We start from the raw sequence: 12,387 nt of genomic DNA, 5'->3' as shown, positions 1-12,387 counted from the left end.
CGCGCTCAGGGGCATGCCTTACCGTCTTGCACGGCCAAGTTCAATCGAGCGGCCCGCCGTGCTAGGCATGAACGGCTGCACGTGTCCCTCCCTGGAGGGCATGGAGGGGAAGGGTAAGACGTGGCTCGATCGCAGACGGCAATCGGCTATGCGCATGTCGCAAAGAGTTTTGGCCGTGTGGCCGCCGTCGACGACGTCTCGCTCGACATCGCGGAGGGCGAATTCGTCGCCATCGTCGGGGGCTCCGGCTCCGGCAAGACCACGCTGTTGCGGCTGACCAACCGCCTGATCGAGGCGGATGGCGGCCGGATCACCGTCGAAGGCGAGGACGTGCGAGGGGTCGACCCGGTCGCCCTGCGCCACCGCATCGGTTACGTCTTCCAGAACGGCGGGTTGTTTCCGCATTTGAGCGTCGCCGACAATATCGGCATCACGCCGAGGCTGCTCGCCCTGCCCGCGCCGGAGATTGCCGCGCGGGTCGACGAACTGCTCGATCTGGTCCGGCTCGACCGCGCCGCGCATCGCGATCGGCTGCCCGAGGCCTTGTCCGGCGGACAGCGCCAGCGCGTCGGCGTGGCGCGGGCGCTCGCGGCCCGCCCGCGCATCGTGCTGATGGACGAGCCGTTCGGCGCGCTCGATCCCCTCACCCGCGACGCGCTCGCCGAGGATTATTGCAGCCTGCACCGCACGCTCGGGCTGACCACCGTCATGATCACCCATGACATGACCGAAGCGATCCTGCTCGCCGACCGCATCGCGGTGATGCGCGAAGGGCGGCTGCTGGCGCAGGGCGCACCGGCCGAGCTCGCGCGCAGCGCGGATGCGTATGTGGCGGAGTTGTTGCGCGCGCCGCGCCGCCAGGCCGAACGGCTGAACGCGGCGCTGCCGCAGGATGGCGCGGCATGAGTTTCGTCTCCGATCCGCGCTGGGGCGAGGCGCTGGCCCATTTGCCCGACTATCTCGGCAATCACGTCCGGGTAAGCCTCGCCGCGCTCGCGCTCGGTCTCGCGCTTGGCCTGCCGCTTGCAATCCTCTGCCGCAACCGCCCGGTGGCGCGGAGCGTTTTGCTCGCGCTCGCCAGCGTCGTGCAGACCGTGCCCGGACTGGCGCTGCTCGCGCTGTTCTATCCGCTTCTGCTGCTCGCGGCCGCCGTAACGCTGTCCTGGTTCGACTTCTCCTTCTCGGCCTTCGGCTTCCTGCCGGCGATGCTGGCGCTGGCGCTCTATTCCATGCTGCCGGTGCTGCGCAACGGCATCACCGGCCTGAACGGCATCGACGCCGCCCTGCTGGAAGCCGCGCGAGGCGTCGGCATGACGCCGCGGCAATCGCTCATCATGGTCGAGCTGCCGCTGGCGCTGCCAGTGATGATGGCGGGCATCCGTACCGCCGCGGTGTGGGTGATCGGCACCGCGACGCTGTCGACGCCGATCGGCCAGACCAGCCTCGGCAACTACATTTTCGCGGGCCTGCAGACCCAGAACTGGGTGTTCGTGCTGTTCGGCTGCATCGCCTCCGCCGCGCTGGCGCTCGCGGTCGACCAGTTGCTCGGCCTGATCGAGACCGGCTTGCGACGACGCAGCCGCCTGCGCGCCGCGCTCGGCGGGCTCGGCATCGCGGCGCTGGTCGCCGCAACGCTGGTGCCGTCGCAGGCGCGCAACTCGACGGCCTATGTGATCGGCGCCAAGACGTTTGCCGAGCAATATGTGCTGTCGGCCCTGATCCGGGATCGCCTGCAGGCGGCCGGCCTTGCCGCGACCACGCGCGCCGGTCTCGGCTCGAACGTGATCTTCGCGGCGCTGGAGGCCGGCGACATCGACGTCTACATCGACTATTCCGGCACGCTCTGGCTCAACCAGCTGCACCGTAGCGAGATCGAGCCGCGCAAGGAGCTGCTGGCCGAATTGAAGACCGCGCTCGCCGGGGACAAGATCACCCTGCTCGGCGAGCTCGGCTTCGAGAACGCCTATGCCTTGGTGATGCCGCGCCGGCGCGCGGAGGCGCTTCGGATCCGCTCGATCGCCGATCTCGCCGCGCATGCGCCGACGCTGTCGATCGCAGGCGACTACGAGTTCTTCTCGCGTCCGGAATGGGCGGCGCTGCAGAAGGCATACGGCCTCGCCTTCCGTGCCCAGCGCCAGATGCAGCCGGATTTCATGTATGCAGCTGCGGCCTCCGGCGAGGTCGACGTCATCGCGGGCTACACCTCGGACGGTCTGATCGCGAAATACGACCTCGTGACGCTCGACGATCCCAGGCACGCGATCCCGCCCTACGACGCGATCCTGCTGCTTGCGCCGAAGCGCGCAGCCGACGAACGACTGAAGGCCGCGCTCACGCCGCTGCTCGGCAAGATCGACATCGCCACCATGCGCGAAGCCAATTTGCGCGCCAGCGGCAACGACGCGAACTCGTCGCCGGATGCGGTGGCGAAGTGGCTGTGGCAGAAGGTGGGTGGGCGATAGATCTTCCTCCCCTACGCGCGCACCTCCTGGCGCTGGAACAGGACGTAGCCGAACGCGAACAGGATGATGGTGCCGGCGACGAGGCCGACCGTCTGCGGCCAGGCGATCATCATGCTTTCGCCGAATGGCAGCGGCGCGCCCATCACCGCGCCGCGGAGCTGGTCGAGGAAGACGGGGCCGAGCGTGCGCGTGGTCGGCGACAACACCGCGAGCATCGCCTCGCCGAACAGGTCGTTCGGCGACAGCCGCTGCAGCTCCTGCGTCCATATCGACGTCGCCGGATCGCTCAACCCCAGCAGCGCATAGCGCGGGTCGGGCGGCGCGACCGCTTGCGCGATGGCGGGCGCCAGCATCGGCCACAGCACGGTCAGGAACAGCCAGATGCCGAGCGAGACCAGTGCGGCCGTCGCCGGGGAGCGGAACACGATCGACAGCAGCATCGCGAGCGACAGCCAGACGCCGGCGTAAAAGATCGCCACCACCAGGAACACCAGCGAGCGCGCGATCTCTTCGCCGCCCGGCGGCACGCCGAGGAAGATGAGACCGAGCCCGATGACCAGGAGCCACAGCGCGGCCAGGCTGATGCCGATGGTGGCGAGCGCAGCGAGATATTTCCCCATCAGCAGCGCGTCGCGGTAGATCGGCTGCGCCAATATACGCGACAGCGTGCGCCGGTTGTGCTCGCTGTTGACGGCGTCGAAGCCGAGCCCGATCGCCATCAGCGGAATCAGGAAGCCGAGGACGGCGACAAAGGAGGGCAGCGGCGCCTGATCGATGGTGAAGAGCCGCAACAGGAGGAAAGGATCTTCCGCCGTGTTCTGCCGGAGGCTCGTGATGGCCTCGTAGAGCGCGGCGAGCGCGGTGAACAGGATCAGGAGCTCCAGCATCAGCATGCGGACGCTCGAGGTGTGATCGGCAAGCTCCTTCACGAAGACGGTACCGAGCCCCCGGACGGGTGAACCCTCACGCCGCATGACGAACGCCTCCATCGCCTTGCGCCTGGAAATAGCGGGCGTAGATCGCCTCCAGGCTCGGCTCGTCGACCGACAGCCGCCGCAGCGAACCGTCGACCGCGACGACGGCGCGGGCCGCATCCGGGCGCACGTCGCGCTCCGCCGTCATGCGGAAGCGGTCCGGGGCCAGCGTCTCCACCTGCGTCACGCCGGGAATCATGGCGAGCCGCCGGGCGATCCCGACGCCTTCTGCCTCGACCTCGACCGCAAAGCCGGCACCGAGCACCTGCACCGACAGCTCCGGCACCGAGCCCATCAGCACGACTCGTCCGCCCTGGAACAGGGCGGCGCGATCGCAGATGCGCTGCACCTGGTCGAGCAGATGCGACGACAGCAGCACGGTGACGCCTTCGGCCTTGAGCTCGCCGATCAGCGCGAGGAATTCGAGCGTCGCCTGCGGATCGAGGCCGGTGGTCGGCTCGTCCAGGATGGCGATCTCGGCGCGCTTCACGATGATCTCGGCGAGGCCCAGCCGCTGGCGCATGCCGCGCGAAAAGGTAGCGACGCGCTTGTCCGCCACGCCGCCGAGCCCGACCCGCGCCAGCGCCGCGTCGATCCGCCTTGCCCGCTCGGCGCGCGACAAGCCCATCAGCCTGGCGGTGTAGGCGAGATTCTCCCATGCGGTGAGCTGGTCGTAGAAGCCGACCGCATCCGGCAGGTAGCCGACGCGCTCCTTGACCTTCAGCGGCTCGCGCGCCGGATCGAAGCCGAGCACGCCGATGCTGCCCGAGGATATCTCGGTGAGGCCGAGCATCATCAGGATGGTCGTTGTTTTGCCGGCGCCGTTCGGACCGAGCAGGCCGAACACTTCGCCCCGAGCGATGTCGAAGTCGATGGCATCCACCGCCGCGGCGTCGCCATAGCGTCTGGTCAGGCCGCGTGCGGCGATGACGATGTCGGGCGCGCCGCCGGCGGCTTGTTTCCGAGGATCGTTCATCGCCGTCCGAACCTCGCGACTGCGCCGAGCATCAGGAGCAACGCCACGCCGATCACGCCGGCGCCCGCCATGCCCCACACCGTCGACGTGCCCACGGTGATACGAAACTGACCGGATGCGCTCTCGCCGCGCGAGGTGGCGCGGATCGTCGCCTGGTAGTCGCCGGCGAGCGACTTCTCGCTCGGCGTCAGCAGCGCCTGCACCTCGCTGTCCTTACCCGGCACCAGGCGCTCGATGGTGGCCGGCTCGAACGTCACCTTCCAGCCGCTCGGCGCGGTGGCGGCGAGCGTGATGTTCTCGGCCGGAGCAGTACCGCTGTTGGTCACGACGATCGGGATCGAGCTCTGTTTGCCCGCGACCGCGCGGGCGCTGAGAAGACCGTCGCGGCCCGAGACATGAAGCTGCGGCTGACCGACCACGTCGAGCGCGAGCTCGGTCGTGGCCGAGGCGTCGGCTGCCTTCACCGTCACCTTCACCGGGAAGTGTCCGGCGTCGACCGTGCTCGGCGGCCGCACCTTCAGCTTGATGTCCTTGGACTGGCCGGCATCGATCGGGAGGGAGGATACTTCCTGCGTGCCATAGGCCTCGGTGAAGGAGGTCTCGAAGTTCGCCGGCGCCTCCGCGCCGAAGCTCGCGACGAGGTTGCGCCCGGAATCGTTCTTGATCGAGAGCGTGTAGTCGAAATTGGATTTCGGGCTGCCGCGCAGCGAGGGCAGGCTCGACTTGACGCTGAGCTTGGCCGGCAGCTCCTTGGCGAGCGACACCGCAATCGGCAGCTCCGCATTGGTGCCGGCGCCTTGCGCCTTCACGGTCAGCGTCTGCTGGCCGAGGTCGCTGGTTGCGGGAACGTCCAGCCTGAGCTGCAGCGCGACGCTGGAGTCCTCACCCGGCATCGCCGCCCCGACCGGCTGCCCGCCACCGAGCAGGGTCGCGGTCCACCCGCTCGGCACGCCCGCAATCGAGAGCTGGTAGCGCTCCGGCGCGAGGCCATAGTTCTGCAGTCGCAGCGAGATGTTGGAGGTGGTGCCGGGCCGCACCGTGACCGCGGGATAATCGGTCATCAGAAAGAGCCCCTTGATGTCATGCGCCGGCTCGGCGGCATGAGCCGGGGGACCGACAAAGGCAGGACCGATCAAGGTGAGAATGAATGCAAGACGCGCAGCATCAAGCGCTCGCATGGACGACACTCCTGCAAGGGACAAGGATCAACGACGGCTATCGCGCGCCGGCAAGACGATGGCGGCGGCGTGTCACATGATGGGAGCAATCGTGACGAAGTTGTAGCCGACCCAGTTACAAGTCGGTGATCCCAGGCATTTTCGGCTCAGACTTTAGTTCGAAACGTGCGTGCGGATTGGAGGCGATCCGCGCACTACATCCCCGGCTCGATCGGCTTCTCGATCGCGCCGCCGGCATCGGCCCAGTCCTTGAAACCGCCGATGTTGTAGACCTGGCCGTAACCCATGTCCTTGAGCACCTTGCCGGCGAGCGCGGCGCGGCCGCCGGAGGCGCAATAGAGGATCACGGTCTTGTCCTTGGAGAACTTCTTGTCGTGATAGGGCGAGGCCGGATCGGCGCGAAACTCCAGCATGCCGCGGGAAACGTGCAGCGCCCCGTCGATCTTGCCGCTCTTCTCGACCTCGGGGGCGTCGCGCACGTCCAGCACGAGCACGTTGCCCTTGCCGATCATCTCCTGGGCCTGCGCCGGCGAAATCTTCGGCACGGCGGCATTGGCGGCTTCGAGCATCTCTTTGACGGTGAGCAACATGGCGGGACTCCTTGGTTCTTGATCGTCGGTCTGTCGAAGCCGGTCATTCCGCCTCTTCGAGGCGCCCCCCAAATGACAAAGAGACAATCGATCACGCAAACGCGGTGGCGAGGAATGCGGTGAGGACGGCACCGATCAGACCGAACTTAATCGCATAGTAGACACGCTTGTTCCAGGCTTTCATCCGCTTGCCGAGCAGGCGGACCTGATAGGCGCAGGCGAACACGCGGTTGATCCAGCCGACCCGCTCGCCCTCGACGTTCTGGGTCGCGCTTTCGCGGATGATGTGATTGGAGAACCAGCGATTGACCGCGGTCATCGCCTTGCTCGTCAGCGGCCGCTCGATGTCGCAGAACAGGATCAACCGGTCGTCGGCAGTGGTGTTTTCGGCGTAGTGCAGATAGGTCTCGTCGAAGATGAGCGCCTCGCCGTCGCGCCAGGTATGGGGATCGCCGTCGATGAAGATGCGGCACTCGCCGGGCGATTTCGGCACCTGCAGACCGAGATGATAGCGGATCGAGCCGGCATAGGGATCGCGGTGCTGCACGAGGCGCCCGCCCGGCGGCAGGTTGGTGAACATCGCGCCCTTGATGTTCGGGATCGAGCTCAGCAGCGCGACCGTCCTCGGACAATTGGCGACCGCGGAAGGCAGCGGCTCGTCGTACCATTTGAGGTAAAAGCGCTTCCAGCCGGTGCGGAAGAAGGAGTTGAAGCCCCAGTCGTTGTACTTGTCGGCGGCCTTGATCCGGCCTTGCGCGAACAATTGCCGGGCCTCCTCGCGGATTTCCCGCCAGTTGTCGCGCAGCACGTTCATCTCGGGGAACGATTTCTCCTCGAGGATCGGCCGGTTCGGCACCGCCGAGAAGATGTACATCAGCACATTGTACGGTGCCATCAGGGTCGAGTGATCGGTGAACTGGCGCCAGAAGCCGAACCGCACCTTGCCGCGGAAATGCACGGCGAACGTCGAACCGATGAAAGCCCATAGCACCAGAAACTGGGGCGATAGCAGGCGTAACACCATGGCCGAAATCCAGGAAAAATAACTCCTGCCCGACCTATTAGCAGGAATGGGCGGCCGCTCTCAAGGCAGCCGCCGCCTGCCGCCGCGAAACCATGGCCGCGGGGCTACAGGCCGCGTATCAGGCCGGCATCGATCAGCAGGCGGTTGAAGCGGCGCGCCTCGGCGCCGTCCTTGCAGCCATAGAACAGACCCTTGCAGCGCAGCATGATGTTCTTCTGCTCGGCAAAGGACGGATCGAGTGGAATTCCGGCGGCTTCCTGGATGACCAGCGGCAGATAGGGCCCGTCGACCGTGTCCATCACCACCTCGCTCCTGACCGGCTCGAAATTGACGGCGTCGATCGCGTAGTAGGTCGCATAGAGACGCGGATCGTATTCCTCGAGCTTCTTGCCCAGGCTGCCCTCATCCAGCCCGGGCTCGAGGATGGCAGGCGCAAATTCCGGCTGGTGATCGCCATAACGCACAATCAGGAACGGCTCGCTCGGAAATTTCTTCTTCAGGTCCGCGACGAACGCCTTGTACTGCTCGGCGCTCATCGCCTGACGACGCAGATATTCGTCGATCGACGGCGCATTGCCGGGCGGACGCCATGACGGCATCAACTCGGGACGGAAGCGCGTCTCCCAGGGAAAATGATTGGCGCCGAGATAGACGAACGTGAACAGCGGCTTGTTTGGCGGCCGCTCGCCCATCAGCTGCAGTGCCTTGCCGTAGAAGAAGCTGTCGGGCTCGACGTCCTTGGCGCCGAGATCGGTAGCGTCATAGAAGCGTTCGATACCGGTGGTGAGCTGGAAGCTGCGCGCGCTCATGAAGCCGCCATAGGCCGGATAGAGCGACATGGTGTCGTAGCCGCAGCGGCGCAGCGCGAGCGGCAATCCGCGCTCGACGCGGCCCGAGGCGATGCGGGTGACGAAATAGGCGAAGCGGCCGAATGAACGCGACGACAGGCCCGCGAGCACGTTGTACTCGGTGAACCAGCTCGGCCCGCCATTGCTCTCGGCCAGGAATGCGCGCTCTTTGCCGTCATAGGACTTGAAATGGCCGCCGTAGCCGGGGGGCACCTTGATGCCCGCGGCGGCACGGATGTCGAAGCTCGATTCATCATGGATCATGATGATGTTCGGCCGCCGCCCGGCGGGATGGCAGGCATCGAGCAGCGGCACGTTGAGCCGCTCGTTGGTCGTCGCGGCCGACTCCATGAAGCCGTACTGGACGAAATCGGACACCGCGGTGACACCGGAACGGAAGAATTTCGACAAATAGCCGTCGTCGTAATAGCCGCGCCAGGCCTCGTCGGGATGGCTGATGGAATAGCCGACGAGCCCCGCGAGGCAGGCGAGCTTGCAGGCCAGCGCCGGCAGGCGGCGGACGCGGAACGGATCGAGCCACCACAGCGCGTACATCAGCGGCAGCGTCACGAGGCCGGCCAGGATCACCGACCATCGCAGGTTCGGAAAGATCGTGAACAGGAACGCGGCGGTGTCGCGGTCGATCATCATGAGATCGACGAAGTTCGCCGTCATCTGCACGACGTCGTGCTTGAGCCGCGACAGCAGCACCAGCACCACGACCAGGGTCAGCGACAGAGCGCCCGATAGCGCCGGACGGCGGAGCAGCGCGAGCCAGAAGAAGTTGAGGATGCCCCAGGCGAGGACGAAGCCGAGCCGGGAGCCGAAATCGCTTTCGGTCTCGAACATCAGCGCCAGCGCGGCGAGCTGCGGCACGGCGACCGCGAGCAGCCGCCAGATGCCGATCTCGGCGACGTTTGCCCGCACAACGGTGGCGGCGGAAGGACCTGGATTGGGCGCGGGCGCCATCGACGACACGCAACACACGGGTCCGGCGCGGTGAGCCAGGCCCCCTGGCGGGGGCCAGAGGCGTCCGGTGCAGCCGGAACCCACACCGTGTCACAAATCTGTAATGGAACGACTATCGCTGCGCAACGAGGTCGGCGATCCGACCTTCGCTCAGGTCCGCCGGCGCGGCTGGCCGATCGCGATGGCGCCGCGCGCAGGGCCGTCACGGCCGGCTAGGTCGAGCCCGGCGGCAGCAGGCCGAGGCGCCTGGCGATGATGCGGTCGACGGCGCGCTTGGGCAGCGTCGCCTGCAACATGTGCCGCATCGGGTCCGGCGTGACCTGGTAACGCACCTTCGGCCGCGGACTGGTCAGCGCCTCGAGCACCACCTCCGCGATCCGCTCGGCCGGCAGGCCGTTCTCGCCCAACTGCAGCATGAACCGAAGCAGCCTCTGCATCACCGGCAAATAGGGCGAGTTGCGGTAGGGAGCCATGTCGATCTGCTCGCCCTTGCTCCAGATCGGCGTCTTCACCGCCCCGGGCGCCACGACCACGACGTCGATGCCGTAGAGCATCAGCTCGCGGCGCAGGCTTTCCGACAGCCCCTCGATCGCGTGTTTCGAGGCGGTATAAGGCGCGGTCAGCGGATTGCCGCTCCTACCCGCCACCGAGCTGATCATGACGATCCGCCCCTTTGGACCGTTCAGGGATGCATCGGCGCCGAGCAGCGGGCCGAAGGCCTGGGTGGCGATGACCGGACCGATGACGTTGATGTCCATCTGGCGGCGGAATTCGTCCGCCGGCAACTCCAGCACGGGGCCGGCGACCGCGACACCGGCATTGTTGACGAGGCCGGCGAGTGTCTCGCCGTTCAGGGCGTCACGGACCTGCCGCGCCGCCGCAAGCACCGCAGCCTCGTCGGTGACGTCGAACAGCAGGGGCTTGAAATTGGCTCCGAATTCGCTCCCGAGCCGGTCCGCATCGGCCTGCTTGCGGACGCTGCCGAACACGTGAAAGCCGCGATCGATCAGCAATTTTGCGGTTGTCCAGCCGATACCGGTGGACGCGCCGGTGACGACGACAGATCGCATTTCCGATCCCCATTCGAGTACCGGATGAGCATGGCACCCCTCCCCGATCGAGACAAACCCTGCCGCAAAGAATGTGGATGACACATCTGCAGCTGAGCCTACGCTTCCGAAGAAAAAGATACTTGCGGATCGCAAGCCAGACGAGAGATCAGCACGATCAATCTGATCTTGCTGGCCTTTTTGTACCTGAGATTTTGGTTGAAGAGGTTCACACGTAGAAGGAAGACCGCGCTTCACTTCTTTGAAGGGCACCTGCAGCGAGAAATTCAAGAAATTGCATGAAGATGCAGTTCTTGAAACCCTGGCTCCGGCTTGGCGCAGCCGAGGCCTTGACCTTACCTGCAAATGCTTAAGGTTCAGTATCGCTGCACGGGCCATCGGCACGAATAGGCAGCAGCCTACGGTGGTCATGCACAGGGAATACGCGGCCTTCGTCGCGTGGCCAACGGAAGTCGCAGTAATACTACGGACGAGGTTCCGGCCGGGAACTAACGAGTCCTTAGACTTACTCTGCCAATCTTTTCGATCACAAGCACAACAACCAGCGCAGAATGCGATGAGTGTCTCAGAACAATCCATCATTTCCGAGCTCGAGGATGCCGTCCGGACCGGCACCGCGGATCAGCGCGTCAATACGCTCCGCCGCGTGACCGATCTCTTCCTGCGTGACGAACAACGGCTCTCCGAGGAACAGGTCAAGGTGTTCGATGATGTGCTGGGCCTGCTCGTCACCCGTGTCGAGACCCGGGCGCGCGCCGAGCTCAGCCACCGGCTCGCCCTCGTCGACAATGCGCCGAGCGACGTCATCCAGAAGCTCGCGCTCGACGACGAGATCTCCGTCGCCGGAGACGTGCTGATCCATTCCAAGCGCGTCACGACCGACACCCTGGTCCAGGTCGCCCGAACCAAGGGCCAGGACCATTTGTTCGCGATGTCGGGACGCGACGGCCTGCCCGAGAGCGTCACGGACGTCCTCGTCCAGCGCGGCGAAAAGCGGGTCGTTCGCAATCTCGCCGGCAATGCGACGGCCCAGTTTTCCGAGACCGGCTATGCCGGGATGGTGGCCAAGGCGAGCGGCGACGACCAACTCGCCGAGCTCCTGGGCGTGAGGGTCGATCTGCCGCTGAAATTCCTGCGTGATCTCCTGCAGCGCGCCACCGACGCGGTGCGCGCGCGCCTCGTCGCGATCGCGCCGCCGGCGTTGCAGGAAGAGATCAACCGCGTGCTGAGCACCATTGCCGGCTCGATGAAACCGGCGCTCGCCGATGCCCACCGCGATTTTAGCCTGGTCGATGCCATGGTCAAGGAGATGCAGGAACGGGGCGAGTTGAACGAGCAGGCGCTCATCCGCTTCATCCGGCAGAAGATGTTCGACCATCTCGCCGCCGCCCTCGCCCTCCTCAACGGCGTCGCGACCGATCTGATCGCCAAGGCCCTCGAGGGGCCCCGCGCCGACCTCATCCTGATTCCGTGCCGGGGCGCCGGGCTGAACTGGAACACGGTCGAGAAGATCCTGACGCAGCGGCCCGGCGGACATCCGATCAACGACGCGATCCTGAACGTCGCGCGCCAGGATTTCGGCAGGCTGTCGGTCCCCACTGCCCAGCGCACCCTCCGCTTCTGGCAGTTGCACAACAAGATCGGGAAATAGACGGAGCGGCGCGTTGCCGCACCGCCCCATGTTCATCGCAATAGCCTCGTCGTGCCGGGGCGCGACGAAGCCGCAACCCCAAAAACGAAGGCTTTGCCGTCAGTTCTTGCTCTTGTCCACCAGCGCGCCCTTCTTGATCCAGGGCATCATGTCGCGCAATCTTGCGCCGACTTCCTCGATCGGATGGGCGGCGAGCTTGGCACGGGTGGCCTTGAACGAGGTCTGGTTGACCTTGTTCTCCAGCATCCAGTCGCGGGCGAACTTGCCGCCCTGGATGTCGGCCAGCACCTTGCGCATCTCCTTCTTGGTCTCGTCGGTGATGATGCGCGGGCCGGTGACGTACTCGCCGTACTCCGCGGTGTTGGAGATCGAGTAGTTCATGTTGGCGATGCCGCCTTCATAGATCAGGTCGACGATCAGCTTCACCTCGTGCAGGCACTCGAAATAGGCCATCTCCGGCGCGTAGCCGGCCTCGACCAAGGTTTCGTAGCCGCCCTTGATCAGCTCGACCAGGCCACCGCAGAGCACCACCTGCTCGCCGAACAGATCGGTCTCGCACTCTTCCTTGAAGGTGGTCTCGATGATGCCGGCGCGGCCGCCGCCGATCGCCGAGGCGTAGGACAGGCCGAGGTCGTGGGCGTTGCC

General features: G+C 65.9%; 11 protein-coding genes. 3 read left to right on the top strand and 8 right to left on the bottom strand.

What is annotated here, in order from left to right; genetic code table 11:
• Nucleotides 1-120 precede the first annotated feature (120 nt).
• Together KGM94_RS04670 and KGM94_RS04665 are read left to right on the top strand one after the other, a co-directional pair.
• Complete coding sequence (locus KGM94_RS04670; RefSeq protein WP_300255439.1) at nt 121-906, top strand: ATP-binding cassette domain-containing protein; 786 nt, start codon at nt 121-123, stop codon at nt 904-906.
• Entirely contained in the window at nt 903-2,462 is a 1,560-nt protein-coding gene (locus KGM94_RS04665; RefSeq protein WP_300255437.1) for an ABC transporter permease/substrate-binding protein, read from the top strand. The genes KGM94_RS04670 and KGM94_RS04665 overlap by 4 nt, the downstream gene beginning before the upstream one ends.
• 11 nt (nt 2,463-2,473) lie before the next feature.
• Here KGM94_RS04665 and KGM94_RS04660 read toward each other — a convergent pair whose 3' ends face one another.
• From KGM94_RS04660 to KGM94_RS04630, 7 genes are all read right to left on the bottom strand, one after another.
• Nucleotides 2,474-3,436, bottom strand: a complete 963-nt coding sequence (locus KGM94_RS04660; RefSeq protein ID WP_300255435.1) for an ABC transporter permease — start codon at nt 3,434-3,436, stop codon at nt 2,474-2,476.
• Nucleotides 3,426-4,412 (bottom strand): ABC transporter ATP-binding protein, encoded by a 987-nt coding sequence (locus KGM94_RS04655; protein ID WP_300255433.1) that lies wholly within the window; start codon nt 4,410-4,412, stop codon nt 3,426-3,428. Before KGM94_RS04655 ends, KGM94_RS04660 begins: the two co-directional genes overlap by 11 nt.
• On the bottom strand, nt 4,409-5,473 hold the full coding sequence (locus KGM94_RS04650; RefSeq protein WP_300255431.1) for an NEW3 domain-containing protein: 1,065 nt from the start codon (nt 5,471-5,473) through the stop codon (nt 4,409-4,411). The genes KGM94_RS04655 and KGM94_RS04650 overlap by 4 nt, the downstream gene beginning before the upstream one ends.
• Before the next feature lie 311 nt (nt 5,474-5,784).
• Complete coding sequence (locus KGM94_RS04645; protein ID WP_300255429.1) at nt 5,785-6,180, bottom strand: rhodanese-like domain-containing protein; 396 nt, start codon at nt 6,178-6,180, stop codon at nt 5,785-5,787.
• Between the two features lie 91 nt (nt 6,181-6,271).
• Nucleotides 6,272-7,204, bottom strand: coding sequence for an aspartyl/asparaginyl beta-hydroxylase domain-containing protein (locus tag KGM94_RS04640; protein ID WP_300255428.1), 933 nt, complete (start codon nt 7,202-7,204; stop codon nt 6,272-6,274).
• 104 nt (nt 7,205-7,308) lie between these two features.
• Nucleotides 7,309-9,021, bottom strand: a complete 1,713-nt coding sequence (locus KGM94_RS04635; RefSeq protein ID WP_300255427.1) for a sulfatase-like hydrolase/transferase — start codon at nt 9,019-9,021, stop codon at nt 7,309-7,311.
• A gap of 212 nt (nt 9,022-9,233) precedes the next feature.
• Nucleotides 9,234-10,091: an SDR family oxidoreductase gene (locus KGM94_RS04630; protein WP_300255426.1), complete on the bottom strand. Its 858-nt coding sequence runs from the start codon at nt 10,089-10,091 to the stop codon at nt 9,234-9,236.
• A 409-nt stretch (nt 10,092-10,500) separates the two neighbouring features.
• On the opposite strand from KGM94_RS04630, the gene KGM94_RS04625 reads away from it, so the two are divergent.
• Entirely contained in the window at nt 10,501-11,742 is a 1,242-nt protein-coding gene (locus KGM94_RS04625) for a DUF2336 domain-containing protein (RefSeq protein WP_300255425.1), read from the top strand.
• A 99-nt stretch (nt 11,743-11,841) separates the two neighbouring features.
• On the opposite strand, the gene ilvC is transcribed toward KGM94_RS04625, so the two are convergent.
• Nucleotides 11,842-12,387, bottom strand: a 546-nt coding sequence (gene ilvC / locus KGM94_RS04620; protein ID WP_300255423.1) for a ketol-acid reductoisomerase, incomplete at its 5' end; no start/stop codon positions are given.

The organism is Bradyrhizobium sp. (assembly GCF_028868675.1).
Taxonomy (GTDB): Bacteria; Pseudomonadota; Alphaproteobacteria; order Rhizobiales; family Xanthobacteraceae; genus Bradyrhizobium.
Note: the sequence above shows the minus strand (reverse complement) of the source record. Positions and strands in the feature narration are given on the sequence as shown.